Source organism: Streptomyces sp. NPDC032745 (genome assembly GCF_055579465.1).
In genome coordinates, this window is the sequence record NZ_JBVING010000021.1 from 1 (window position 1) to 25,001 (window position 25,001).

Annotated in this window: 23 protein-coding genes, 1 tRNA gene and 2 pseudogenes; 17 read left to right on the plus strand and 9 right to left on the minus strand. The window is 69.9% G+C overall.

Annotated features, from left to right (window positions below; translation table 11 throughout):
* Window positions 1-379 precede the first annotated feature (379 nt).
* The 6 genes from ACZ5WG_RS36810 (at window position 380) to ACZ5WG_RS36835 (ending at window position 3,558) form a co-directional block, all read left to right on the plus strand.
* Window positions 380-592, plus strand: coding sequence for a DUF6233 domain-containing protein (locus ACZ5WG_RS36810; RefSeq protein WP_468729114.1), 213 nt, complete (start codon window positions 380-382; stop codon window positions 590-592).
* A 326-nt stretch (window positions 593-918) separates the two neighbouring features.
* Window positions 919-1,323: a hypothetical protein gene (locus tag ACZ5WG_RS36815; protein ID WP_468728959.1), complete on the plus strand. Its 405-nt coding sequence runs from the start codon at window positions 919-921 to the stop codon at window positions 1,321-1,323.
* A 132-nt stretch (window positions 1,324-1,455) separates the two neighbouring features.
* Window positions 1,456-1,529 (plus strand) — tRNA-Met (locus tag ACZ5WG_RS36820).
* Between the two features lie 268 nt (window positions 1,530-1,797).
* Window positions 1,798-2,553, plus strand: a complete 756-nt coding sequence (locus ACZ5WG_RS36825; RefSeq protein WP_468729115.1) for an RHS repeat-associated core domain-containing protein — start codon at window positions 1,798-1,800, stop codon at window positions 2,551-2,553.
* Window positions 2,553-2,960, plus strand: coding sequence for a DUF5958 family protein (locus ACZ5WG_RS36830; protein ID WP_468728961.1), 408 nt, complete (start codon window positions 2,553-2,555; stop codon window positions 2,958-2,960). Before ACZ5WG_RS36825 ends, ACZ5WG_RS36830 begins: the two co-directional genes overlap by 1 nt.
* A gap of 142 nt (window positions 2,961-3,102) precedes the next feature.
* Window positions 3,103-3,558 (plus strand): S1 RNA-binding domain-containing protein, encoded by a 456-nt coding sequence (locus ACZ5WG_RS36835; protein WP_468728962.1) that lies wholly within the window; start codon window positions 3,103-3,105, stop codon window positions 3,556-3,558.
* Between the two features lie 163 nt (window positions 3,559-3,721).
* On the opposite strand, the gene ACZ5WG_RS36840 is transcribed toward ACZ5WG_RS36835, so the two are convergent.
* Complete coding sequence (locus ACZ5WG_RS36840) at window positions 3,722-4,177, minus strand: hypothetical protein (protein WP_468728963.1); 456 nt, start codon at window positions 4,175-4,177, stop codon at window positions 3,722-3,724.
* A 131-nt stretch (window positions 4,178-4,308) separates the two neighbouring features.
* Between ACZ5WG_RS36840 and ACZ5WG_RS36845 the strand changes: the two genes are divergently transcribed.
* The 3 genes from ACZ5WG_RS36845 (at window position 4,309) to ACZ5WG_RS36855 (ending at window position 7,265) form a co-directional block, all read left to right on the plus strand.
* Window positions 4,309-4,749, plus strand: coding sequence for a hypothetical protein (locus ACZ5WG_RS36845; RefSeq protein ID WP_468729123.1), 441 nt, complete (start codon window positions 4,309-4,311; stop codon window positions 4,747-4,749).
* Window positions 4,750-4,850: 101 nt separating this feature from the next.
* A complete protein-coding gene (locus ACZ5WG_RS36850) occupies window positions 4,851-5,030 on the plus strand; it encodes a hypothetical protein (protein ID WP_468729124.1) in 180 nt (59 codons plus the stop codon).
* Window positions 5,031-6,092: 1,062 nt separating this feature from the next.
* Window positions 6,093-7,265, plus strand: coding sequence for a ricin-type beta-trefoil lectin domain protein (locus tag ACZ5WG_RS36855; protein ID WP_468728964.1), 1,173 nt, complete (start codon window positions 6,093-6,095; stop codon window positions 7,263-7,265).
* A 287-nt stretch (window positions 7,266-7,552) separates the two neighbouring features.
* On the opposite strand, the gene ACZ5WG_RS36860 is transcribed toward ACZ5WG_RS36855, so the two are convergent.
* Window positions 7,553-8,221: a hypothetical protein gene (locus tag ACZ5WG_RS36860; RefSeq protein WP_468728965.1), complete on the minus strand. Its 669-nt coding sequence runs from the start codon at window positions 8,219-8,221 to the stop codon at window positions 7,553-7,555.
* A 977-nt stretch (window positions 8,222-9,198) separates the two neighbouring features.
* Between ACZ5WG_RS36860 and ACZ5WG_RS36865 the strand changes: the two genes are divergently transcribed.
* The 3 genes from ACZ5WG_RS36865 to ACZ5WG_RS36875 all read left to right on the plus strand — a co-directional run bounded on the left by ACZ5WG_RS36865 (window position 9,199) and on the right by ACZ5WG_RS36875 (window position 12,644).
* The gene (locus tag ACZ5WG_RS36865) at window positions 9,199-10,503 is read left to right on the plus strand and encodes an RICIN domain-containing protein (RefSeq protein WP_468728967.1); all 1,305 of its coding nucleotides are present in this window, start codon (window positions 9,199-9,201) and stop codon (window positions 10,501-10,503) included.
* Window positions 10,504-10,750: 247 nt separating this feature from the next.
* On the plus strand, window positions 10,751-12,253 hold the full coding sequence (locus ACZ5WG_RS36870; RefSeq protein WP_468728968.1) for a class I adenylate-forming enzyme family protein: 1,503 nt from the start codon (window positions 10,751-10,753) through the stop codon (window positions 12,251-12,253).
* 118 nt (window positions 12,254-12,371) lie between these two features.
* The gene (locus ACZ5WG_RS36875) at window positions 12,372-12,644 is read left to right on the plus strand and encodes a DUF6233 domain-containing protein (RefSeq protein ID WP_468728970.1); all 273 of its coding nucleotides are present in this window, start codon (window positions 12,372-12,374) and stop codon (window positions 12,642-12,644) included.
* 6 nt (window positions 12,645-12,650) lie between these two features.
* Here the strand turns inward: ACZ5WG_RS36875 and ACZ5WG_RS36880 are convergent, their stop codons facing one another.
* From ACZ5WG_RS36880 to ACZ5WG_RS36890, 3 genes and pseudogenes are all read right to left on the minus strand, one after another.
* Window positions 12,651-12,788, minus strand: coding sequence for a hypothetical protein (locus ACZ5WG_RS36880; RefSeq protein ID WP_468728971.1), 138 nt, complete (start codon window positions 12,786-12,788; stop codon window positions 12,651-12,653).
* A gap of 231 nt (window positions 12,789-13,019) precedes the next feature.
* Window positions 13,020-13,202, minus strand: coding sequence for a hypothetical protein (locus ACZ5WG_RS36885; RefSeq protein WP_468728973.1), 183 nt, complete (start codon window positions 13,200-13,202; stop codon window positions 13,020-13,022).
* Between the two features lie 67 nt (window positions 13,203-13,269).
* Window positions 13,270-13,551, minus strand: a pseudogene (locus ACZ5WG_RS36890) (alanine racemase); the annotation flags it as partial.
* An 854-nt stretch (window positions 13,552-14,405) separates the two neighbouring features.
* Between ACZ5WG_RS36890 and ACZ5WG_RS36895 the strand changes: the two are divergent.
* The 3 genes from ACZ5WG_RS36895 to ACZ5WG_RS36905 all read left to right on the plus strand — a co-directional run bounded on the left by ACZ5WG_RS36895 (window position 14,406) and on the right by ACZ5WG_RS36905 (window position 18,850).
* Window positions 14,406-16,238 carry a serine/threonine-protein kinase gene (locus ACZ5WG_RS36895; protein WP_468728974.1) on the plus strand — a complete coding sequence of 611 codons (1,833 nt, stop codon included), beginning with the start codon at window positions 14,406-14,408 and terminating at the stop codon, window positions 16,236-16,238.
* Window positions 16,239-16,642: 404 nt separating this feature from the next.
* Complete coding sequence (locus ACZ5WG_RS36900) at window positions 16,643-18,031, plus strand: autotransporter outer membrane beta-barrel domain-containing protein (RefSeq protein WP_468728976.1); 1,389 nt, start codon at window positions 16,643-16,645, stop codon at window positions 18,029-18,031.
* 441 nt (window positions 18,032-18,472) lie between these two features.
* On the plus strand, window positions 18,473-18,850 hold the full coding sequence (locus ACZ5WG_RS36905; protein WP_468728977.1) for a hypothetical protein: 378 nt from the start codon (window positions 18,473-18,475) through the stop codon (window positions 18,848-18,850).
* A gap of 437 nt (window positions 18,851-19,287) precedes the next feature.
* Here ACZ5WG_RS36905 and ACZ5WG_RS36910 read toward each other — a convergent pair whose 3' ends face one another.
* Window positions 19,288-19,776, minus strand: a complete 489-nt coding sequence (locus ACZ5WG_RS36910; protein WP_468728978.1) for a flavin reductase family protein — start codon at window positions 19,774-19,776, stop codon at window positions 19,288-19,290.
* Window positions 19,773-20,099 (minus strand): annotated as a pseudogene (locus ACZ5WG_RS36915) (FAD-dependent oxidoreductase); the annotation flags it as partial. The gene ACZ5WG_RS36910 and the pseudogene ACZ5WG_RS36915, both read right to left, overlap by 4 nt.
* 56 nt (window positions 20,100-20,155) lie before the next feature.
* On the opposite strand from ACZ5WG_RS36915, the gene ACZ5WG_RS36920 reads away from it, so the two are divergent.
* Window positions 20,156-20,326, plus strand: coding sequence for a hypothetical protein (locus tag ACZ5WG_RS36920; RefSeq protein ID WP_468728979.1), 171 nt, complete (start codon window positions 20,156-20,158; stop codon window positions 20,324-20,326).
* 113 nt (window positions 20,327-20,439) lie between these two features.
* On the opposite strand, the gene ACZ5WG_RS36925 is transcribed toward ACZ5WG_RS36920, so the two are convergent.
* Together ACZ5WG_RS36925 and ACZ5WG_RS36930 are read right to left on the minus strand one after the other, a co-directional pair.
* Window positions 20,440-21,912, minus strand: coding sequence for a sialidase family protein (locus ACZ5WG_RS36925; RefSeq protein ID WP_468728981.1), 1,473 nt, complete (start codon window positions 21,910-21,912; stop codon window positions 20,440-20,442).
* 423 nt (window positions 21,913-22,335) lie between these two features.
* Entirely contained in the window at window positions 22,336-23,964 is a 1,629-nt protein-coding gene (locus tag ACZ5WG_RS36930) for an FAD-binding oxidoreductase (RefSeq protein WP_468728983.1), read from the minus strand.
* A 61-nt stretch (window positions 23,965-24,025) separates the two neighbouring features.
* Between ACZ5WG_RS36930 and ACZ5WG_RS36935 the strand changes: the two genes are divergently transcribed.
* Window positions 24,026-24,703, plus strand: a complete 678-nt coding sequence (locus ACZ5WG_RS36935) for a TetR/AcrR family transcriptional regulator (protein ID WP_468728984.1) — start codon at window positions 24,026-24,028, stop codon at window positions 24,701-24,703.
* The last annotated feature ends 298 nt before the right edge of the window (window positions 24,704-25,001 follow it).

Genomic DNA, 25,001 nt, shown 5'->3' on the forward strand with positions numbered 1-25,001 from the left:
AGGTCAACAAGCAGACCATCAAGGACCAGCTCAAGGACGAACTCAAGGCCAAGCTCGGCAAGTGAGACCCAGAGCCCCACAGCCCCCGGGGAAACACCCCCGGGGAGCCGCCCAACACAGCAGACGCCGGAGAGGCCCACCACCTCTCCGGCGTCCGCACGCGCTGCCGCGGCGTCAGGCCTGATCTGGGCAGGGCCCCTGGAAGGGCCACGCAAGCCTCGACGGCACGCCCAACCTTCGCCGACACAGGACGCCAGACAGGCGACGACCCCACGCTGCGCGCTATTCGCGCTGGTCAGACCCCTGGCTATCGGCCAAAGATCGACAACTGCTGCCCGAAGATGCCCTGGCTCTGCCGCGTCCCGAGCCGCCCGCATGGCTGCTCAAGCGGAGCATCGGCGCGGGCCGGATGCCGGTCCGCGTCCACGCGGGAACGTGCCGGGACACACCAGAGCGCTGCTCGCCCCTGAGCCGCGAGGAGGCGCGCCGGGCCCTGGCCGAGGGAGAGCCCAGCGGGACGCCGCGTCCGCGCGCGTACCAAGACTCCGCCCTCCTCTGGCAGCACGTGTGCGCGCTTTGCCGGAAGCCGTGACCGCTCGACTACTGGCCGGGCAGCTCCTCCACAATGGTGATCTGGCTCGCGCCCTCGTTCTCCAGCGTCCTCTTGCGATTCTCAGTACTCGGCAGGCCGTGGCACGCGGCCGACCGTCGTGGCCGACCGTCCTGCACCCACTGCACTCTGTAGTTGATCGTCGGACATCCGCTTCGTACGCGACGGCCCCGGCCGCATACCAGCAGCCTCGGACCCGGTACCGGCATCTGGCACGCCCAGCCCCTGCCCGAGCCACCTCGCCGCGCGACGCCGGGCTCATCGACGTCCCGCCCGACGCGTGACGGAGACGGAGAATGAGGACTGTGATGACAGTCCTGGTGGTCGGCGTACCGGAAGGCGAGGAACTGGAGCGGCTGAGGTCGCGCATCCAGCGCAACCCCCACTTCCAGGTCATCTCCCACGCCCGCACCCCCGACGTCGCCCTCGCCCACGCCCGGGTCCTGCTCCCCGACATCACCGTGCTCACCCTGACCGGAGGCTTCCGCGACGACCCGGCCGCACTCGGCATCTTCCACGGGGTGCGCGCCCTGGACCCGCCCAGCGGGGTCGTCCTCCGTACCAGAGCCGACGCGGCCCCCGGCGACCTCGACGCCCTCACCGCCGACGGGGCCGTCCACATCGTCCGTGCCGGCGACGAGGAAGGGCTGATGCGCGCCCTGCGCACGATCGGCCTGCGCCGGGCAACCTGCGACCCGGACGAAATGCCCTGACCGCCAGCACGCACCATGCATATCCCGACGCCCCCGGATGACCGCCCAGCGTGTCAGGTGGTGGATGAACCGGTCCCTGCGCGAAAGCTGGTCGAACTCTGCCGGCCGGTGCCGTAGGGTGGGGTTCACCGACGCGGGGTGGAGCAGCTCGGTAGCTCGCTGGGCTCATAACCCAGAGGTCGCAGGTTCAAATCCTGTCCCCGCTACTACACCGGAAGGGCCCGGATCCTCAAAGGATCCGGGCCCTTCCGTCGTGCTGGGATGCTGTGGGCGCCGGCCGGGCAGGTGGCCTGGTGCGGGTCCAGGACCACCGGCGGGCCGGCGAGTCCGCGACCGGACGTCAACCTGATCGGGCAGGAACCGGACGCCGCATCACGCGCCACCGGGCGGCCCGAGGTTCGGCCCTCCCGCCCTCCGCGCCGGCAAACCACCCGATACCTCGTTGACGGCATGGCCGACGCCATCGACCGGCCGATGACCCGGGCGGCCGAGCAGACGATCACCGAGCACCTGGAGGTGGGGCGTCCGTGCGACAGCGCTGGACGGCTTCTCTCCGTGCCCCAAGCCTCGCAGCCCGGCGCGTGGCGCCGCCAATGGGAACCGGGACGCGAGCGTGTTCACTTCTCTGCACTGCCCCCGCCAGGTCCTCGACCCGAGACCCGACTCCACTACAACTTCAACCGGCACTACGACACGGCCAGCGGCCCGTACATCGGCCCGGACCCGCTCAGCCTCTCCCCCGCCCTCAATCACTACGCCTACGTACCCAACCCGTTCACCTCGTGGGGCGCATCGATGCGCAGCCTGGCCATCACAGCGGACCGGATGCGGGGGGGGGACAGCGTCTGGGGTATGAGCGCACCGTTGGACGCCGCCTGCACCGCCGAGCTTCCCGGCACACGAGCATGCAAGCGCGCCGCCACAGCGCGTTGCATCAAACCTCAACCGCAAGGGGCGATCCTCCCCCGGGGACGGCGCTCCCAGGACGACTGTCGTGAGTCGACTTGCTGGTGCGTCTCCACCCGAAACTGGCCCAGCCCGATCGCGAACCTGTCCGTCGTGCAAGTGTCACCGACCACGGAAGACACCGAAGCCTCCGGGCCGGCACGGCGCCGCGTCGTCATACTGCACCGAGCTGGCGGTATTCACGTGTATCGCGGGGGTACAAGGACGAGAAGAGTCCTGATCACCGCGGCGCAGCGCCGCCATACGAGGTGGAGCCCGTCTTGATGAGACGCGACGTGATACTCAACGAACTCGCCCAGGGACTGCGCACGATGTCGCAAGGCCTCGGGTGGTTCGACGGTCTCGGCCCGGAGGAACAGTCCGAGGTGCTGCTCTTCCTGCGCCATCACTGCATCCAGGCTCGCGCCGTCGCCGAAGACGGACCGGAGAGCATCCGCCGTGCCGGGCTACGCCCGACGCACACCCCTGCGGTACTGATCACTCGCGGCCGGATCGACCAGCAACTGGGGAAGATCGCTGGCCTCACCCCTGTCGATGAGCGCCGCAAGGCGTTCCGGCTGCTGATCGCGGTACTCGCGATCGCGGACGCACGGCGCCGCGAGCGCTTCTGCTCCGGCGGATGCGGTCACTGGTGGCACCAACTGCCCGCCGCTGATCCCGCTGCCCGTTGAATCACAGCGGACGGGACTGGGTGAACCCCTCCTGAGCAGGCTGCATCGAGAACACCCGGCGCAGACACACCGACAAGGCCGTCTTTGGGCGACCAAGATGTCGGCGGCTGACGCAGCATGTGCTCGCGGGAAGTCAGTTCACATGCACTGGTCGCTGCAGATCGCGGCGATCCGAACGGTTCGAGTCTTCGTGGCTCTGGACGACGGTCCCGAACATCCAGCGTTTCACGGAGCCGGGTTCATCACGATCCCCGAACTGTCCTGGTCGCACATCACCGCTCCCGACGATGTCGTCCAGGCCGGACAGCGTGTCTCTTGCGAGTTCCGCCAGTTCGACACCTACAACGCGTTGGCCAGGCTGTCCTTGCGCGCACTGCAGCCCGACCCCTTCGCTGCCTTCGTCGGCCCTGGGGACGGAGTTGTCGGGCTGGTCCCCTTCAGAGAGGTCCACGTCCGGCCTGCGGCTGATCGGCCAGAAGACTTCGAGGACGGTGAGGAGATCGCCGTCGCCACCACGGACATCGAGCTGCCGCAACGACGGGTGAACCTCTCCAGGGCGGAGGGCGCCCGGCATGCAAGTGTCGCGCCGCCTGTATGACGGGTCCGCCCCTGGACTGCCTAAGGGCTGTCCCCGCCCGGGCGAATGCCGGGGGAGGCACACCGAGCTCAGGGGGCGGGGCGCATTGCAGGGGCTGTGAGGCGCAGGCTGGGTGGCACGTGGGGCCGTCTGCTGGCTAGACCTGGTCTCCCCGGGGCCTCTGTTACGCCTGCGGCTTCGCCGTAGCGTCCGGGCCGTCTCCCCTGTACCAGGGCCGAAGCTGTAGGTACCTCTCCTTCATGGCCGGCCCGATATGCGCCTCGATCCCGTAGCCGGGTTCCCCCTTGTACGGGAGGTCGTAGAGGAACGACGTCACGATGACCTCGATTGCCCCGGGCGCGCGACGCTGCGTCTCCTCCTCCAGGAACGCAAGGACCCGGCGCCAGTCGGGACCCTCCGGGTCGCCCTGCCCCAGGTACGAGTGCACGGTGTCCTGCACGACGTCCCAGAAGAACACGTGCGAGAGCACCCCGTTCTCGTTGAAGACGTGGCTCTCGTAGGCGTCCTCGAACCCGGGCACCTGAGCAACAAGGTCCTCCACGAGGCGTACGCGGGCGGCATCCTTCTCGGCACTCCCGTCGTCCTTGGCCTTCTCTCGCTCTTCGTCGTCGGCCCTCATGTGCCGGGACGCTATCTCATCGCGCCAGCACCACCTGTGGCCTGTTCCTGCCTTCACTTGAGGCGATGCTTGACACGGCTCTGACCGGAATTCCGTGGTGGCCCCCTGCGCCTACATGGTCTACTCGCGGCGTGGCCACCTCGAACATGTACTACTGCGGCTCTGGGTTCTGGGTCCGCGACGAGCAAGCCGAAGTGTGGCTGTACCTCCTGGCGCAGGAAGCAAACGCGGTCGCTGACGCTCCGGAGTGGTTGGCCGGCGCTCGCGATGACTGGGAGATGCAGGCCACGACCGGCTTCGTGGGATTCGTCTCGTCATGTCTGGACGAACACCTTGGCACGGACCCCGAACGCGTCGCGCTCGCGCTTCACCTCTCGGAGCGCGCCCTGCAGCGAGTGCTCTCATGGGCCCCGGCCATCCCGAAGGATCTCGTGAACTCCTTCGGGACGGGCGGAGGTTACGACGGTTTCCACCCGGACCTGCCCATCGACCCCTTGCTGGCGTGTGGTCGCGCCTTCACCAGCCTTCTTCGTGGCGAGCTCCCGCCCGGACACGACAGCTGGGCGTGCTGATCTCGCTCGGCAGGGTCACACCTGGTTGAGGATGTGTGTCCGAGGAGCCGGAACGGCGCTCGGCCGTACATTGCTCTCTTGAGCGTTTTGACCCTGTTGACGTGGCCTTCGACGACGCCGGAGCTCCAGGTGAGGGTGAGTCCGGCGGTGACGGCCTCGAGGTCGTGGCGGAGAAGGCCAGCGATGCCGCCCATCGGTTTCGGGGCGTCTTGCTCGGCCCGGGTGATGTCCGGGCAGGCAAGCCGGACTTCGAGAAGCTGCTTCGTCCTCCTGGCCAGTGAGGGTCTCGTGGGGTCTCATAGTCCAGCCGGTGATTTTGCGGGGGCCGGGGATGTCCGTCCGCACAGGTTCGGCGTTGCCCGCGCGGAGGGCGGTACGGCTTGAACGGCTCCGGCACTCCGGCCGGGCGGCGCTCGGGGGCGGAGGCCAGAGGCTGGTCAAGGTCAGTGTCGCGGAAGCGGCGCACGGTCTTGCGGTCGAAGCCGCTCTCTTTGACCGCGCGAGTGCAGGCGGATGCCCGGTCGCGGCAGATGATCTTGGCGCCAGAGTGTTCGCGCAGCCAGGAGGTAAAGGTCTGTCTCCGGGTGCGGTCGGGCAGGACGTCGACAACCTGTGCGGCCTCCACGTCGGCGAGGAGGGTTCCGTAGGTGCGGCCCTTGCTGAAGGCGAACTCGCCGACGCCGAGGACTGCGGTGCCCGCTCCGGCGCCGGCGGCGACATCAGCGGTTCCGGCAGCCGGCTGCGGCCCCCAGCGAGGTGCATCTTCCGGCACAGCTGTTCGCCGGGACGGCCACCGAGTTCTTCCGCGACTGCGTGGAGCCACTTCTCCAAGCCGAGGCCGGGGGGCGACAGAGCGTTCAATCGGGCCTCTGACCTGCTGCTATTTACGTGTCAGGAGCACCACGAATGCGCGGCTTCATGCCGGCAGGGTGCCCCGCTGCCCACTCGCCGCTCCGATACTGCGGGACGGTCCGTGCTCGCCCTTGTCCACCGATCGGCCCGCCCGTGTCGCAAGCCCGACGGCCTCAGCCATAGCATCGTGCACAGCATGCAGGATGCGCGTGGCGCCGCTCGCGGCAGGGAAGCGACGAGTGAGTCCGCCGAAGGGGTCCGAGGTGAGGTCCGAGCCGCTGAACGGAAGCACGTATGCGGGTCCGGAGGGCACCCCGAACCCCGCGCGAGGTGGAGTGCGTTGGCGCCGGTCGCCGGTTCTTCCGGCGGCTCTGGGCCTGCTGCTCGGCACGATCGGCTCCTTCCTGCCGGCCGGGACCGGGCATGCGCACGGCGTGGGGGCCCGCCGGGGCGTGGAGCCAGACACGCAGTGCCGGCCCACGCTGGTGGGTGTGGCACACCAGGACGACGACCTGCTCTTCATCGGTTCCGAGGTCCAGCGACTCGTACGCGCCCGGTGTTTTGCCGGCACCGTCTACCTGACGGCCGGTGACGCCGGGCGCCCGTTCCCCGGCGACGACTCCTACATACTCCGGCGAGAACAGGGGCTGCGTGCGGCCTACGCGCGGATGGCGGGAGTCCCGAACCACTGGCGCCGGGCCGGGCTCACGGTGCGGGGCCGCGGCCTCGTGTCCTTCGTCCTGAACGGCCGCCCCGACGTACGGCTCGTCTTCCTTCGGCTGCCCGACGGATTCTCGAAGGGTGTCGGCAGTCCGCAGTACTCGCAGCAGAGCCTCCTGAAGCTGTTCCGCGGGCAGATCGCCACGATGAGGCCGGTGGACGGCACAAGGTCCTACACGGAGGCGGAGCTGACCTCGGTGCTGTCCGAGGTGCTCACGCTGCGCAGAGCGGAACGCGTTCTGACACAGGACTACGACAGTGCCACGTTCGGGGTCGGCCCGCCTCATCCGGCCGATCACAGCGATCACGAGATGACCGGGCGGATATTCAGGAGGGCTGCGTTCGGCTCCCCCGCCCGCCCTGCCGTGACCCCGTACGTCGGCTACGGTCTGCCGCTCCTGCCGCCAAACCTTACGGCGCGCCAGCAACGCGACAAGAAGGCCGCCTATTACGCCTATGCCGCATACGCGGGGTGTGTCACACTGCCCTGCTCCTCCCGGTTCGCCCTGAGCCGGAACTTCCGTCTGTGGATGGAGAGGGAGCACCGCAGGGTGCACCGGCAGCCCCGACCCGGGGAAATCATGTCGGCCATCGGCCGTACCACCGCGCGGACAGCCGTCGAGCGCTGCCTCACCCGCAGCGTCGGGCAGGCCACTGACGACACGGTGACGACGGAAGACTGCGACGGCGGCCGCGACCAACGCTGGACCTTCGATGGCGGCACCATCAAGGCCGCTGGAACCCATGCCTGCCTGACCGTCGCTCCAAAGTTCGGACTGGCGTCCTGCGACGGATCGGACAACCAGACCTGGTGGCGCGATGCCGACGGCAGGATCGGATCGGGTACACAGTGCCTGCACCAGGACGACCTGGCCGAGCTCGACCCCCATCTCTCCGTGCAGGCGTGCGGCACTTACCGCCCCGAGCTGCGCTGGCTGTGGTAGCCCACGGCTTGCCCGCCCCCGGACAGCCGGCGACTTCCTGAGCTGCCGCCTGGAGTCTCGGAATCGAGCGCCTCCATTACAGAAGGGGACCACAACCCATACCCCGCCCGACGCTGGAGCCCGGCCCATACCGGCCGATCAGCACCAGAGCGGTGGTCAGCCGTTTCCAGGACAGGCACATCGACCGAAGGCAGTGTTCTCAACTGTGGTGCCAGGGTGGCTGGTTGTTCTTCACGGACATCAGGGCGACCGTGTCTCTCTTAAGGGCCCGGGGAAGTTTCTGCCGCCTACGGTGATCCATTCGTCAGCAGGAGGAAGAAAATATCGTCCCGGTAGGCGAGCGTGGCAGTATCGGACTCGCCGCCATCGAAGTAGGCCAGGTCTGGGCAGGGCTTTCCGGTGTAGTACTCGGTTGAGGGCAAGAAGTCAGGGTTGACGCCGGCGAACGACCAACCATGCAGGAGCTGTTGTTCTGTGGTCTCTCGGCTGGAAGCCGGACGGCCGTCGCGCTCGAAGACCTCACGCAAGAAGGCCCCGATCGTGTCTTCAGCGCGTTCTTCGTCCAGATGGCCGTGATACGGGCTGAACGCCTCGCACAGCATCCACCGAAGACGGGCAAGGAAGCCCGTTTCGTCCATCGGTTCCAGGGTGAGGCGCAGATCGCGGGGTACCCGCCACAGGTCCGCACCCGTGGAGTTCACCAACGAGGGATCCGGCGTCTGCCACGGGACCTCGTGGAAAATCCACCAGCCGCGCTCCTGGTCCGCGTGAAGCATCATCTCGTGGAACAGCGGGTCGCGGAGAAAGGTACTCAGAACCTCATGGCGGTTGTCGCGGGTGACCGGGGTCTGGGTGCGCACCTTGAGCAGAAAGGTATTGCTGTTCATCACTTCATCCACGGCCGTCAAGAACGCATTGACCGCAGGACGGTTGAGATCTGCGAGGAAGGACCGCATTCTTCTCATCCCCAACCACGCAGGCGCACAGTGGCACCACACCCTGTGTTTGTCGACTGGAGTAACCGGTCGCCACGACGACCGTATCATCGCCAACCCTCCCAGGGCCCGGAGGGCCGGGGGCTCACTGGAGTGGGGAGGCCACACATCCCGGCGCCCACTACGACCGACGCTGGACCGATCCGCCTCGCGCGTTCAGCCACGAGAATTGAGCAATCGTCAAATTCTGTGTACCGGTGGACTGAAAGCGCGGAGGACTTGGCTCGGCGCGTGCTCTTTATCGTCGCTGCCGCTTTGGTGAGGATGGGGTGTGTTCAATCGCAGGGTGCCCGAACCTCCACCGGATCCACGGCTCGACCCGTTCCGCCATGCAGCAGCCCTGGTGTTCGACGGTATCGTCCTCGACGACACGCTGGAGGACGAGCTCCGAGACTGGGCTGCAGACGTCTTCACCGTCAGGGGCACAGCCCGTAGTACCGAGAAGGTGACAGCGTGCGCACCGCCCGCTCCGGGGAGGCTGCGCGGCACCTGCCGGGCAGGGGGTCGTTCTCGTGAGCCGGGCGACCAGAACGTGCGGGTGCTGTCGGGGATGTGGGGCCTCCGAATTCGGTGCGGAGCGGTGGGGCACACATGCAGCTGCACGGGGTGACCACTCCACCAAGGATGCGGCGGGACCCTCCAGTGGGGCACAACTCGCGGCCAGCTGATATCTGTTCGTGACCTCCCGAATTGAAAGAAAGTCAGGTAATGCTCAACTTCAGTCAAGCTCCTGTCACTTGACGCGCTTTACGTTTCGCCTGCACTCTTCATCTCCCCAGGAGGCCAAGGAAGAGTGCATCCGTCCCTGTCCGGACCACGGGTTACAGGTTGTTGAGGTTCCCCTATGGGAGCGGCTTCATCTGTACGCGCCGGGTCAGGCCGGCTCATGACTCCCCTCTTCGCACATCGCGGCCTCTTGCGTTTACACAAGGAGCACCTTGACCCAGACGGCCGCCGGCGAGGACCCTTTGGTCCTGCGAGCCTTCCGCACACTGTCCCCGGCATCGCAGCAGTCCCTGTGCCCTGAACTGGCCGAAGTCCCCGGACCCGCCGGGCTCCGCCAGGCGCAGCATCCTGACGGCGACATATCCGTCGCCCCATCGGCTCGCACACAGCTGCGCGAGGCATATCTGCGCACCTACGTCGCCCAGGCTCGAAGCCGGACCTGTCGGCATCTGGCCGCCGTGATGGACGACACGGTCCAGGGCGGTACCTCCAACACGTCTGATGCTCTCGACCAGCACACCAAGGCCTGCTCCAGCTGCTCAGGCATCCGGACCGAGCTCGCCGTCCTTCGCAGTGGAAGCCAGGCAGTCCTCACCGGCCTTCTCCTGGACGCGGCAAAGAACTCGGCCACCGCCCGCGCGGACGCCCCCGGCGCCGACTCGAGGGCACCGACGCAGGCGGGCGCATCCGACTTGGCCAACGCTGCCGGCCCAGGCTCCCCGTCCTCGGGGCCGCACCCGGGCAGCTGGTTCGCCGCGGTGCCACACTCCCGCGCCTCGCTCCTCGTGGCGGCCTCCATCGCCGTAGTGACCACGGCCATCGTCGCCGTCAGCGAGACGACCAGCCAGAGTGGCACCACTCCTGCACCCCTGGCTCGCGCCACCGTCGTGCCCCCCATATCCATGCCCGCCGCCACCACGGCCTCCCCCACCCCATCCCCCGAGACCCCTGCTCCGGCCTCCGATGTTCCGGCCTCTCCTTCTGCGTCCGACACGCCGTCAGACCCGGTGACGGAAGAAGTCACCACCAGCACACAGAGCGCCCCTCCCACCGGTTTCCAGCTCGTCAACAAAAAGACCGGGCTGTGCGTCGGCGCGCAGAGCCGCGCCGCAGGGGCCGGACTGCGTCTTGAGGAGTGCCGGGGCGGGGCGTTGCAGCGGTGGGAGACGCTCGAGGACGCGTCCGGCACGTACCGGCTCCGCAACACGGGCAGCGACAAGTGCCTTGACGGTACCGAGGGTGGCGGAAACATCGTTCGGGCCGTCCTGAACGACTGCGGTGACCGCTCCGCAGCCCATCCCGGCGTACAGCTGTGGACGATCCATCTGGAGAAGGGATCAGACGCGTTCCGGCTGCAGTTCGTACCCCGTGTCGCATCCAGCGACTACGCCTCACACCTGTTCGGTCCAGAGGACTGGTGGAACGAGAATCCTCCCCACGAGGGCTCCTACCTCGCGCACTTGCCCAACTACTACAACTCCGAGAGCTTCGTCTTCACCATGAACCATGGTGAGTGAGAGCCCCTTCAGCTCGGCTTCGGACGGGATGCCGAAGAGGCGAAGCTGTCTGTTTCGGCGGTAGCTGCGGCGCGTGGATCGGGACACGCCGCGTTCACCGTCGGCCGTTCCTGGCGGCTGTGACACCGCGGTGTTTGCCGACCGATGTCTGCCGGCCTGAGGTCCTCCACGGATCCCGGAGCGGTTCATTCGGCTGTGTGTGAGACTCGTGGACGGTCTCTCCCCCTGGACTCGGGAGGTGGTGCGGGTGCCCGCCCAGTACGTCACCAGCCTGTTTGAGGCGTTCGACCGGTACGCGGACCGGCCGGCGATCGCCTTCCAGGGGGCAGAGCTGTCCTTCGGCATGGTCCGGGACTCGGCCTACCGGCTCGCTCGGGCCATGCGTGACCTCGGCGTTCGGCGCGGGGCAGGCGTCGCGTGCGTGAGCGGCAATCGGCCGGAGGTGCTGCTGGTTCGCCTGGCCGCCCATGTCCTGGGGGCTCGGATGACAACGGTGGTGATTGCGCCCGACACCCACGGCGTGGCCCACATCCTGCGCGACTGCGATCCGGCGCTGGTCGTGCACGACTGCCCGGTCCCCGCTACCGGAACGTCCACCCTGCCGTTGGCGGAGCTGTTGGACCTGGCCGGCTGCCAGACGGCTGCCCCGATGCCTGTGACCGTGGAAGACGACGACATCGCTCGGGTCATGTACACCGGCGGTACCACCGGCCTGCCCAAGGGCGTGGCGTCGCGGTTCCGCGCCATTGGCGCGCGAACCGAGTGGACCCGCAAGGACAGTGGCTTCGCCGAGCTGGTGTTCGTCTCGGCGAACTCGTTGGCGAACCGCGCCGGCGGACGGTGCCTGGAGCACCTGTTGTCAGGGCGGCGTGTGGAGATCATGCCGGATTTCTCGCCCGAGGAGTTCGCTGCCGCGTGCCGCCGTGCCAAGGCCGCCGCGACCTACCTCGCGCCGACCCAGATCTACCGTCTGCTCGAGCACCCCGACACCAGGGACGGGATCCGTGAGCTGGTGTCGATCAGCTACGGCAATTCCCGGATCCACCCCGAGCGGCTCGCCGAAGCGCTCCGTCGGTTTCCCACCGCCGCGTTCCGCCAGGGCTATGGCTCGAACGAGACCGGCGTGATCGCCCGGCTGACCCCTGCCGACCATGCCGCCGCCCTGGACGGGAAACCGAGCCTGCTCGCCTCCGCCGGTCGCCCCGTGCCCGGTGTCGACGTCAAGATCTGCGACCACGAGCGGCAGCCGCTGTCGGCCGGCCAGGCCGGGGAGGTGTGGGTCCGGTCCCCGGCGATGATGGCCGGCTACTGGAACCGCCCCGACCTTGACGCCGAGGTCTTTGACGACGGCTGGCTGCGCACTGGCGACATCGGCCGCCTGGACGCCGACGGCTACCTACACATCGTCGACCGGGTCAAGGACATGATCATCGTGGAGGGTCGCAATATCTACAGCGGCCCGGTCGAAGCGGCCCTCACCCGCCATCCAGCCGTGGCCGAGGCCGCCGTCGTAGGCCGCAACAGCCCGACGACCGGCGAGGAGATCGTCGCGTTTCTCGTCCCCTCGCCGGGCCACTCGCCCAGTCCGGAGACGGCGGACGAGGCGTGCCGGATGGTGGTGGACGCCCTCGCCCCAGCCCACAGACCGGCGGTAGTGCGATGGCTGGCCACGATGCCGTTGACCCCCACCGGCAAGACAGACAAGAGGGCGCTTCGACGTAGCCTGGGGGCGAGCGCCGGGCCGAGATGATCCGCGCACACGGATGGGTTCACGCGCGCCGTGCGGATCACGCGGCCCTCGACCATGAGGACCGGGGGGTGACCGGCTCCCGCCTCGCCCAGCCCTGATACCGGGTCCGTGAGCGCCTATGGCGCCGGCTCGGAGACGCTCTCGACGTTTCTTCATTTCCGTCGCGTGCGCAGTCGGGGATTGCCGGGATGCACGAAAGCGCTGCTCACCTCTGAGCAACGAGGAGGCGTGCCGGGCCCTGACCGAGGGTGTACCCGGCTGCGCGCCTCGGACGCACCCTGGGCACCGGCGACGTACTCGACTCTTGGTGTCGAGCCACGTAATCGAGTGGCGTGACACACGATCTCCGAATGGAGAATTCCCATGTTCGAGCGTTTCCCGAGCACGATGAGGGAACTCAAGGTCCCGACAAAGTCGTTCTCGTACTCCTCGGCGGCCGCGTGCCGATGCCGTCGGCGGTGTCGTCCTGGAGGAGGTTGACGGCCTGCTGCGGGGCGGCGGGCGCGAACTCCGCGACCGCGCGCAATGCACGCAAGGAACCGCGCGTACGGCTGGCGCTGCCGGATGCCTTCGACGTGGTGCTGATGCAAGGGGATGCGAAGTGCCATCCCGCGCGGGAGGGTGATCCAGTACCGCCCGCACCTGATCGGCGGCTGCCTCACCGGCACAGGCCTTGTGCCGGAACCCTGACGCAACGGACCCACACCGCGGTCGGTCGCACGGGCCAGGTGCTCTAACACGCCTGTCCGACGGCGTTGCCTGCCCGTCAGGTATTGACCAGTTCATCGGTCAGGTTCACCGGCGTGCACACGTGATTGGGAGCGACCGCGACCACAGTTCCGAGCGATGGGGCCTTGATGCCCTCGGGCAGCACAACCGTGGCGTGGTGTTCTGACAGCGACGTGACGGAGGCGTCCGGAAAGTCGGGCAGGTATCCGTGGCCGGTCACCCACGGGGACACCGGGCCGCAGCTCGTTCACCACGCCCGGCTGCCACTGTCCCGCCGTCGGCGTCGAGCCCCCGCTGACGACCCGGGCAGCCAGGCCCACGGCGTTCAGGACTTCCGCGGCTTCACCGAGCGCGAGTTCCTCTTCGCGCGCCGCCTGTTCGCGGGCCTGGGGGTCGCGCCGGTAACCATGCCCGGGGAAGGTGAACACTCCGGCAACATCCAGGCCGGCATCGGCTGCCGCCTTGCCCACGATGGCGGCGTCGGCCGGGAGGACCCCGGTGCGGTGGTGACCGCTGTCGACCTCGATAACCACCTCGACCGGGTGCGCGGTCCCCCGAACGGCACGCACGAGACGCTGGAACGAACACCTCGGCCTCGCCAACCGTGGCCACCGTCAGGCCCACTGCACCCGCGCCGATCTGCCGGTCGGCGATCTCCAGACACTTGTGCGCCTTCGCGTGGGGACGCACCGCAAAGCCGCCAGCCCTGACCGCGGCCGCCAGCCGGCTGATGTTGCGCTCCATCACGTCGACGTCCACCACCAGCGCAGGCGTATCACGTGCAGGCGATCACGTGTGCTTCCCGTCGAGAACCAACCGACCAAGGAACCTGGCCGCAAGAGCGCACAAACGGGACAGACAGTCAGGTCGACATGGAGGAGGTGCGGCACCCCGACATCACGAGTTCAAGTTGAACAGCTCGCCTTCTGTGACTCCTCCGGCCTCACCGCCCTCCTCCAGGCCCGCCGAACCGGAGAAACACGGCCGACAGATCCGCCTGCGCGTGCCGTCCCGCAGGTCATCCGCCTGCTGGAACCGACTGCGCCGAACGGCCGTAAGGAACGTCGTGTCGCGGCAGCCGCTCGAGTTCACGTGGCGCTCCGTCGTCTGCCGGCTGCTGGCCGCCGAGGCGCTGGACTGGCTCCAGCTGCTCGTCCACCGGATCGTGCTGCGCAAGCGTCTGCGCCGCTTCGACGAGGGCGAGCCCGCGATCGCGATCGGACTGGTCTCCTGCGAGGCCTTCGGGCCGGGGGCGAAACCGCTTCCCCGCCCCGGCCGACCGGCCAGGCAGCACACACCACGAAGACGCGGAGTCGCATCTGCCGCGAACCGGAGGGTAGCCGGGGCGCGAGCGCCGGCCGCGCGGCCTGCCCGCCGATCATGCATCTACGCTTGTGTCTCGTCAGATCGTCGATCGAGACGAATGACCGGTAGTGGAACGGAGCATGTGGTGCCAGCGGGCCAAGAGGGGCAAGAGAACGACGGGGACCTGGTCGGCAAGGTACTCGGGGGGCGCTACCGGGTGACCTCCGTGGTCGGCCGCGGCGGCATGGGAGTGGTCGCGCGGGCCGTCGACGAACTGCTCGCCCGGGAGGTGGCCGTCAAGATCTTGCGGGCCTACACCGACGCGAGCGAGTCCGAACTGGTCGGCCTGCGCACCCGGATGGAACGCGAGGCGCAGGCCGCCGCCCGCATCCGGCACAGCGGGGTGGTCACCGTGCACGACGTGACCCAAGAGCAGGGCCTGCCGGTCATCGTGATGGAACTCGTCGACGGACCCTCGCTCGACGACGTGGTGGCGCAGCGCGGCGCGCTCGACCCGTACGAGGCCGCCACGATCGGCGCCCAGCTGATGGACGCGCTCGACGCCGCGCACCAGGCGGGCGTCCTGCACCGGGACGTGAAGCCGGGCAACGTGCTGCTGGAGCGGGGCGGCCGGGTCGTGCTCACCGACTTCGGGATCGCCACCATGGAGGCCTCCGGCGACGAGGCCGCGGCGAAACTGACCCGCAGCGGTCAGCTGGTCGGCTCGCTCGACTACCTGCCGCCGGAGCGCGCGCAGGGCAGGGAGCCCGGCCCAGCCTCGGACATCTGGTCCCTCGGGATGACCCTGTACGCGGCGGTGGAGGGCGTCTCGCCGTTCCGCCGCACCTCGGTGTGGTCCACGCTGGCCGCGATCGTCGCCGAACCGCTGCCCGAGCCCCGGCGGGCAGGGCCGCTCGCCCCGGTGCTGATGGCGCTGATGGCGAAGGAGCCGGCGAGCCGGCCCACCGCCGACCAGGCCCGCGCGATGCTGGAGCAGGTGGCGGCGGGCGGGGCCGGAGCTCAGCCCGCGCAGCCAGGCCCCACCACCGGAGCACACCCCGCGCAGCCAGGCCCCACCGCCGGAGCACACCCCGCGCAGCCAGGCCCCACCGCCGGAGCACACCCCGCGCAGCCAGGCCCCGCCGCCGGAGCACACCCCGCGCAGCCGGGCCCCGCCGCCGGGATGCCGACCCCGACGGCGCCGTCCGTCGTGGGGCCGCCTGTCGGCTTCGGGCCGCCGCCGGACGTCGGTGGTGGGGGCGATGACGGTGTGGGCGCCGTATCGTTTCAGCAACCCCATGTCCCGGCTCCCTACAGCGGATTCCCCCCGCCGGGCCAGCCGCCGACCGCCACACAGAACTCCGAGGTCGCGGACCGGGCGCGCCGCCGCAGCCGTGTCGCGATAGCCGCGGCGGCCGTCGCAGTACTCGCCGCCAGCGGTGTCACCTATGCCGTGACCACGGGCGGCGGCGACGACCGGGGGCGGGCGGTGGCGCCGACGCCCGTGTCCGGTGGCGACTCCCCGGCGGCCGGCGGCCAGCCGGGCGCAGACACCCCGGGGCCCTCTCCCTCCAGCTCCGGGCCCCAGGCCAAGCCGTCCGCCGCCGCCTCGAAGAAGCCGAGCACGGCACCACCCTCCTCGACGGCGGCCTCGCCCGCCCCGGCCCAGCCGAGCCCCGTACCGACGGGCTGTGCCGGCTGGACCCACAGCGACCCGAAGCCGGGCACCTACGGCTACATTTCCGGCGACCACCACCTGCTGGCCGCGCCGTACCAAAACTGCCCCGCCGGTGCCCTGGTCAAGAACGGCACGAAGCTCTGGTACCACTGCTACACCGTCAACTCGTACGGCAACCAATGGACGTACGTGCGCGTGGACGGCACGAACACCACCGGGTGGCTGTACAACCGCGACCTCACCGGTCAGAAGGGCTCGTCCCCCGCGTGTTAGCCTCCCGCGCCGGGCGCTGCCGACGACCGTACCGACCCGGGGCGTGTTGACGCGGGGGCGGGCGACGGCGGCCACCGGGCAGGAGAAGCCTTGGACGTGCGGATGCTCGGGCAGAACTGGTCCGCGCATCGGCGCGGTCACGGTCAAGGAGTTCAGCTTCCCGATCCGGCGACCGCCGGCTGAGGCGGAGCAGCAGGGAGGGTGCCGGTGGCATTGCCGAGGTCTCCACAGGCTGAGACCACATGTCCTGCGTCCGTTCGCGCGTCTTCATGCTCCGTCCGGGCTGTCCACCCGCCCGTACGGATCAGGCCGGGAAGCCGACGGCGGTTGCGCATGGTCGGCTGGGCACGGCTGGTTGCGGTGCCCTGACGGCCGGCCGTACACAGCAGAAGGAGGAGTCCCCGATGTCTCGTCGGCATGTCCCGGCCGTCCTCGGCCTCGTGGCGGGCGCGCTCGTGGCGGTCCCCGCCCCGGCCGCTCACGCCGCCACGGTGCAGGTTCGCTGCTCGGTCCCGGACCTCGTCGCGGCGATCAACGCGGCGAACAGCTCACCGGGGCCGGACGCGCTCCAGCTGGCGCGCAAGTGCACGTACAAGCTGACGGCGCCGGACCCCGTGAACCCCGGCAACGGGCTGCCGGTGATCACCAGTGAGATCACCGTCGACGGGCGCGGGGCCACCATCAGGCGAGACGAGCGCGGGAACAAGGTGCCGAAGTTCCGGATCCTCTTCGTCGGTCCGACGGGAAACCTCACGCTCACCCGCACGACGATCAGCGGCGGCTTCGCCACGGACTGCCCTGCCTTTCCCGACCCCCCGGGCCTGGCCTGCGGCGGCGGTATCTCCAACTCCGGAACCATGAGGGTGACCCGCAGCAAGTTCATCGGCAATACGGCCAAGTCCGACTTGTTCGCCCAGGGCGGCGCCATCGACAACCCCGGCACCGGAAGCGTGAGCGAGACCGAGGTGACCGGAAACCATGTGATCTACAGCGGGAGCGCCATCGGCGGTCTCGCCGCGGGCGGCGCCATCGCGAACGACGGTCCGCTGACGGTCACCGGCTCCCGGCTCACCGGGAACACTGCGACCGTCACGGACGACACTCAGAGCGTCGCCTTCGGGGCCGGCATCATCAGCTTCGCCGAGACGACCATCGAGAACACGGTCATCAGCAGGAACCGTTCCTTCGCCCCGGGTGGAATCGCGCGTGCCGCGGTCTCCAACGGCATTCCGGAGCCCGGCAGGCTGACCGTGACCGGCGGCGCCATCAGCGACAACACCTCGGATGCCCCGCACGGTACCGCTCAGGGCGGCGGCATCGCGAACAACGCCCTGATGACCGTGAGCGGCGTGAAGATCAGCGGCAACCGGGTAGTCGCCAAAAACGGCACCGCGCGCGGTGGTGGCATCCGCATGGGCCCCTTCGGCACACTCGGCCTGACCGACAGCCACATCACCGGTAACACCGCCAACGCACTGAACGGCACGGCCCAGGGCGGCGGCATCGACAACCCCGACGGCGGCACCCTGACAGCCAAGCGCAACGAGGTCCTGCGCAACACGGTCACCGCGAAGGACGGCACCGCTCAGGGCGGCGGCCTCTACCACGCCGGGGGAACCACGGGACTGGGCACCACCGCGCTGGAGGGGAACACCATCACCCACAACCGGGCGGGCGACGGCGGCGGCATCTTCAAGGCGTCCGGCATCCTCACCCTGAACGGCGACGTCATCCGCGACAACCAGCCGAACAACTGCAGCCCGGCCGGCGCGGTCCCGGGCTGCACCGGCTGACGCTCCCTGGAAGAAGCCGACCATCAAGACCGGCAAGAACGCGGGCAAGTCGCCGTCGGTCGCGTCGTAAGGGCAACGGGGAGGACGTCACGGGCCTGAGCGTGTCGACGGTCGTGTGGTCGGTGGCAGCCAGAGCACGGCCGACGGCGGGGGCCAGGCGGGGCCGGTGGCCGGAAGGGCGGTCCCCCTCCGGGTCAGGGCTCCGAGCCCCAAGCCGGCCGTCGTGATGAGGTGCCGCGCCGCGAATCCCGTAAAGCGGCCACCTACTGTCGGGCCAGGTGACGGAAGCCGAGTGAGGCACCGCGGCAGCGTGCGCTGCCGCACGGGCACGAGCGGACGGCGATCCTCTCCCATTCGGCGTCGCGGTGCAGGGCCGCGGCGCCGGGCTCCGCCGAGGGCCCGGACAGCGACCGGGGGGCGGCCGGGGTGAGACTTCTCCCCATGAGAGTCAGATGCCTTGAGATCATCCATCCCGACGGCGACTACCCGGTCGCGCAGTATGACGGGATCCGCGTGGGCGGCGTTTACCCGGTCCTGGAGATGGTCGCCTACGACATCGATTGCCAGATCCGCGTGCTCGGCCCCGACACACCCGACCCCGGACTGCTCTGGGACCCCGTCAACTTCGAGACGGTGGACACCCGGATACCGCCCGGCTGGACCCTGACCATCACCGACGGCCGTACCTGCCTCGCGGACGCCCGCTGGCAGCGTCCCGGCTTCTGGACCGACTACCACCGCGGCGACCCACAAGCCCTGGCCGACTACGACCACGTGAAGAGCGAGCTCCTCGCCCCCGCCCCGCCACCCGAGAACTGACCCCTGCGCCCGGGTGCACCTCCCGTGTCCGGACTGCCGGGCCGGCAATCGCCGCCGCACCCTGGCCCGGGGTGGCCAGGACCATGCGGTGGCCAGGATCATGCGGTGGGCGAACACCGAGGCTCTGGCGGCGTACCCGCGGCGGCCGCGTTCCCTGGGGCGATGGCCTCGTCGAGGTCGGGGGCGTTGGATCCGGGAGTGGCCTGCGCTGCGGCGCGTAGGCCACTCCACGTGTACGGCGCGTGCCCGTGGGCGCCTTACCGCTTCGGCCCCGGTGGAACGCGCCCGGGCCGCACGAGCGCGGCAGCGCCGCGGCTCGTGGTCGTACCGGCGGACCTCGCCGGCGGCGACCGCCGGCGTGTGCGGATCTCCGCGCTGCTCTGTGCACGCCCGCCGATGGATACCCTTCCTCCTGGTCCGGGGCCCCGCCCGTGGCCTCAGGCCGGGTGGCCGGGCTCCAGGTCCCGCAGCTCCCGGTACCGGAGCAGTAGGGGCGGCGAGCCCTCGACCGGCGGGCACACTGCTACGGGCGCCAGGAGGAAGCCCACGTGGTCGCCGCCCTCGATACGCCCTTCGATCCGGCCGGTGAACCACAGGGGCACCTGCTCCAGGACCGGACTGCCTGCTACTCCCGGACGCCAGCCGACCCGCGCGAACTTGTCCACCCGGTCGCCCGTCTCCCCTCCGAAGAGCTCCGCCAGCGCCCGCTCGTCCTGTTGGAGCAGGTGCACGGTGAGGTACTCGGCCGCACACGCGACGCGGTAGGTGTGGTTCGCGATCGACAGCCAGACGGTGAACCTCGGCGGGTCGATGGAGCACTGCGAGGCGAAACCCACCAGGCAGCCGGCCCGCTCGCCGCCGGACGCGGCCGTAGCCACGTACACCGGGCCGTCGAGCATGTCAGTGAAGGGGTCCAGCTCCGTCACGGCGCCTCCTCGTGTTCCGAATGGTCGAGTGGCCCCTCAGGCAGCTGCCTCGGGACGCCTTCGGCGTCGTGGGTGGCGATGCCGGCCGCCTCGAGGTCCGGCCGGTCGCTGTTCGGGACGCGGCCCACCGCGACGAGCAGCATGTCCGCCTCGATCGTCGATCCGTCGTCAAGGGCCAGCCGCAGCGCGCCCGGCCGGCCGCCGACCGCCGTGACCTCCCGGCCGAGCCTGAGGTCGTAACGGGATCGGACCAGTTCGGTGAACCGCTCGCGGACCGTTTCGTCCTGCGGGCCGAGCAGGTGTTCTTCCTTCTCCACGATGGTGGCGGAGCTCCCACCACTTCGGGACCTTCGGCGACGCCCTCCGGACCCCGATCCGGATGGGCGAGATCAGCCCGGCGATCCGGGAAGCGCTGCTGGCGGTGCGGCGGTCGGAGCGTCGCCTGTCCACGGACGGGGGATACCCGATGATCCTCCACGACGAGGAACTGCGCAGCCTGGTCGAGGAAGCCATCGCGTGCACGGGTGCCGGCTCGGGTGAGACGTCCTGAACCGTTTGTCGCCAAGACCGCGTGGATTCTGGCGGCGCACTCGTTGCCTCCGTTTTCCATGGCGGTCAGGGCTTCCTTCCAGAAGCCCTGCGCGTTCTTGCCCGGGAGGGTGGTCACCGGGTGCGGAAGCTGCCGCTGTACACGTCCGTACGGTTCTGTGGTGCGCCGGAGTGGGTCTCGGTCAGCACCGCCCGTACTCCCTTGCCGTCTGCCACCAGGCCTTGGTAGTCGCCGAGGAAGTAGCCCCCGGCGAACGGCGCCTGCAGCCAGTCGAAGATCCGCGAGATCCGTCGTTCGGTCCGGAGCTTCGGGTCTCCGTGCGGCAGCGTGGCCAGCTGGTAGGCGGTGGGCAGGGTGGTGGTGTCGCCCGGCTTGAGGAAGCGCAGGTCGTAGTAGGTGAGTGCGACCGTGCCCCGCTCGTCGACCGCGATCGACGGGGAGAAGGCCGGCACGTCCTCCGGGCTGATCAGCTCCGGGGTCCCCCAGGTGCGTCCGCCGTCGGTGGAGCGCACCAGCTGAACGGAGTCGAACTTGCCGCCGGAGAAGTCCGAGCCTTCGTAGGCCATGTAGAGCGTGCCCGTCTTCGGGTCGACGGCCGGGCTGGGCAGGGTGGACGCGGCGCGCAGCAGCTTGGTGGGGTCGTTCGGGTCGACCTCCGGTACGGAGGTGTCCTTGGCCACGGTGACCGGGGCGCTCCAGGTCTCTCCGGCGTCGGTCGAGGTGACCATCGCGTAGTGGGCTTCGACGACGGTGCTCAGGTCGTCGGAGTGGGTGATCTGGTCGAAGAAGTCGTACAAGGTGCCGGTGTGCCGGTCGACGACGATCAGATGACCGATGGTCTGAGTGTTGGGCACGGTGCTGGTGTCGACGAACGGCCGGGCCTCAGTCCACGTGCGGCCGCCGTCGCGGGTGAGGGAGATGTAGCCCGGACCGTCGAGGGAGCTGGGGCCGGGTGGGGCGTTGTCGAGGCGGTTCCAGACCTGGTAGGCGGTGCCCTTGCGGACCGGGTCGGCGGTGAGTGAGGGCTTGTCGTTGAAGAACGGCTGCTCGTCGACGTGCGTGGTGGTGAGGTTCCGCCAGGTGCGGCCGCCGTCGCGGGACGTGGCGGCCAGGAGGGCGGTGCGCGTGCTCTTGGTGAAGTCGACGCCCTCGCCGCTCGCGTAGACGGTGCCGTCCGGTCCGGTGCTCACCCAGGGGTCGGTGGCCCGTTCGAAGTCCGCGCCGCCCGGGGCGCAGAGGCTGAACGGCAGCGTGCTGCGGTGGAAGGAGCGGCCGTCCGTGGTCCAGGCGGCCACCAGGCCACGGGCGCCGCCGTCGCTCCAGCGGTCCTGCTGGAACACGGTGACCACGCGTTTCGGGTCGTGCGGATCGACGGACAGGTACGGCTCGACCTCGGTGCCCGGATAGACGACGCTGTCGGGAGAGCTCGCGCCGATCGTGCAGTCCGCGTACGGATCGCCGTGGGAAACCTGGATCAGCGGTGCGCCGTCGGGGCTCCGGTCTGCCGCGGCGGGAGTCGCGCAGGTGACCGTGGTGAGCAGGAGCGCGGCGGTGGCGACAGCGGTCAAGGGCGGGAAGGCGCGCATGCGGGATCTCCTCCGGGCCTCGGCGGCCGGGGTGCGGGACCGCCGTCATCAGGGCGGCATGGGGCGCGGAGGCATACCGGAACGCCGGATGGGACAACTCCGCTTGATCCTTTTCGGCGTCGTGGGCGGTGCCCTTGATGGGCCGAACGGCGGAGTCCTCCCCGGCGTCGTCGAGGAGCACGGCGGGGCCGACCGGCAGTCCACCGTGCCGGTCGGCCCCGGGGTCGTGCCGTTACGGGGGCATCTTGTGCGCCCCGGACAGCGCCTCGACGCGGTACCGGACCCGGGCCGAGCGGGCTTCGTCGACGACCGGGCGCCGGACGACGCCGAGCGCCCGGCACTGATGCCTGCGGCGCCGACCGCCCGTTCCGCAACTCTGGTTCGCCGAAACCGATCGAATCCCGCCGCGGGTGCGCCGTCCGCTCAGTTGCGCTCCGCGTCGAAGAGCACTCCGGGGTTGAGGATCCCTGCCGGATCGAGCGCGTGTTTGGCGGCCTGCAGCGCCCGGGCGAACGGCTCCGGGCGCTGCAGGTCGTATCCGGGCCGGTGGTCGCGGCCCACGGCGTGGTGGTGGGTGACGGTCGCCCCGTGCGCGCCGAGGACGTCCATCGCGGCGGACTTGATCTCGTCCCACATCGCGGTCTCCGAGCCGCGCCTCGCGGGGGCTATGACGGTGAAGTAGGGGGCGGGACCGTCGGGGTAGACGTGGGTGAAACGGCAGTTGATCAGCCCCTCTGCGCCGGTGACCTTGCGTACGACGGCGCCCAGGTCCCGGTGCACGGCCTCGTACAGGGCGTCGGCGCGGTCCCAGGTACAGGCCGTTTCGAAGGTCTCGCTGATCACGCTCATCCGCGCGAGTCCGTCGCGCAGGTAGGGCATGCGCAGGAACGCGGAGCGCCACGTGCCGGCCGCGGCGTCACCGGCGGGGTCTGCGGCCGCGGGCGGGGTCCCGGTCGGCGAACCGCCGTGATCCCGCGCCAGGTCGACCAGCTCGGCGAGCCGGCCGGCGACCGGGAAGTGCGCGGACTCCACCCCGAGGACGAGTACGCTGCGGCCGCCGCCGGCCACGCCCGCCAGCGCGGCCTCGCCCGGGTCGAGCAGCCGGCAGTTGGCCGGGTGCAGGCCCGACTGCGCGATCGCGCGGACCGCACCGGCCGCGGCCTTGAAGTCGCCGAACAGCAGGGAGGCGGAGGCCTTGTGGCGGGGCCGGTCCTGGAGCCGCATCCACGCCTCGGTGATCACTCCCAGCGTGCCCTCCGATCCCAGGAACAGCCGGTCGGGGGACGGGCCCGCGCCCGAACCGGGCACGCGCAGCGACTCGTTGACGCCGACCGGGGTGACCACGCGCAGGGACTCGGTCAGGTCGTCGATGTGGGTGAGGAGCGTGGCGTAGTGGCCGCCGGCCCTGGTCGCCAGCCAGCCGCCCAGGGTGGAGAACTCGAAGCTCTGCGGGAAGTGACGCAAGGTCAGCCCGTGCGGCCGCAGCTGGGCTTCGAGGTCGGGCCCGAGCACGCCCGCCTGGATCCGCGCCGCCCTGCTCGCGGTGTCGATGTCGAGCACGCGGTCCAGCGCGGCGAGGTCCAGTGACACCACGCCGCGCCGCCGGTCCCCTCGGTACTCCACTCCCCCGACCACCGAACTGCCCGCTCCGTAGGGCACGACGACCACGTCCGCGCTCCCGGCCCAGTCCAGGACGTCCACGACGTCCTGCTCGCAGCGGGGGAAGGCGACCTGGTCCGGAGCCTCCCCGAGTTCGCCGCGCAGCGCCCGTACGACGTCGCGGTAGGCCTTGCCGTAGGTGTGCGAGGCCCGGTCCGGCGGGGTGTCGGACATCAGGTGGGCGAGGGAGGACGGCGGGGCGACCCGGGCCTTCGGCAGGTCGACGCGGCGGACGTCCGGCACCGGCAGCGGGGTGTCGGCCGCCCCGGGGACCAGCGCGCCGAGGGCGACGCACTCACTGTCGGGCAAGGCCTTGTCATCGGTGCCCCAGCCCCACCAGGAGCGGCGGGGTCGGGGCGGGGCGAGAGGGGCGACGGGCACGGTCTCGGCCATGACGATATAACCCTTCGGTAATTTACCGCGTGGTAATTTACTCCACCGTATAGTTCGCCTCATGGACTCCACAAGCGCCGGCACGGCACCGGGCACCCCACCTACCACCTCGCCGCCGCGCAGGCGCCGGGGCAGACCGGCGGGGACGAAGGGCGTACCGCGCGCCGAGCGCGAGGAGCAGATCCTCGCCGCCGCGATGGAGGAGTTCGGCCGGCACGGCCATGCGTCCGCGTCGATGGCGGCGATCGCCGGGCGGGTCGGCGTGACGAAGCCCATGCTCTACGCCTACTTCGACTCGAAGGACGGGCTCTACCTCGCCTGCCTCGAACACATCGCCGCCCGCGTCATCGCGGCCATCGACACGGCTATGACCGGCGGACCGGCCACCACTGCCGGGGAGCAGCTCCCCCACGCCGTTCTCACCGGCCTCTTCACGGCCCTCGAGGAACGGCGCCACGCCTGGTTCGTCCTCTACGACAGGACCTTGCCGCCCGGATCCGAACTGCGCCTCGCCGCCCAGCGGCACCGCGAGGCCATCGACGCACTCGCCACAACCGGTACCGCGGCTTTGCTGAGCGGCCACGGCAATGAGGACCCCCTCGACGCCGACGCCCTCAAGCACGTGTGGACGGGCACCGTCAGCGCCCTGATGGGCTGGTGGATCGCCCACCCCGACCAGTCCGCTCAGGACATGAGCGCTCGCTGCGCCCGCCTGCTGACCGCCGTCCGCGGCGGCTGACACGGCACCTACGGCCGGGGCGCGGAGAAAGCTGACGGGCTGGGCGGAGCGCAAGCCTGCCGTGTGGGCGGGCCCAGCCCAGTCCGCCTGGTCCCCGCCTGGACGGCCCGGCCCGTGCAAGCGCGAGGTTAGTGGCCGTCCCGTGTCCTGGCGGTGGTCACGAACGTCGCATTTCTGGCCGACCGCCCACTGTTTGGCCGATCGGAACTGACGTACAAGTGAAGGCTGTACTTGGTTGGGGAGGGCCCAGCAGTCTGCCGAACCGTGCTCATTTCGATCGATCATTTCAGGGGGCAAC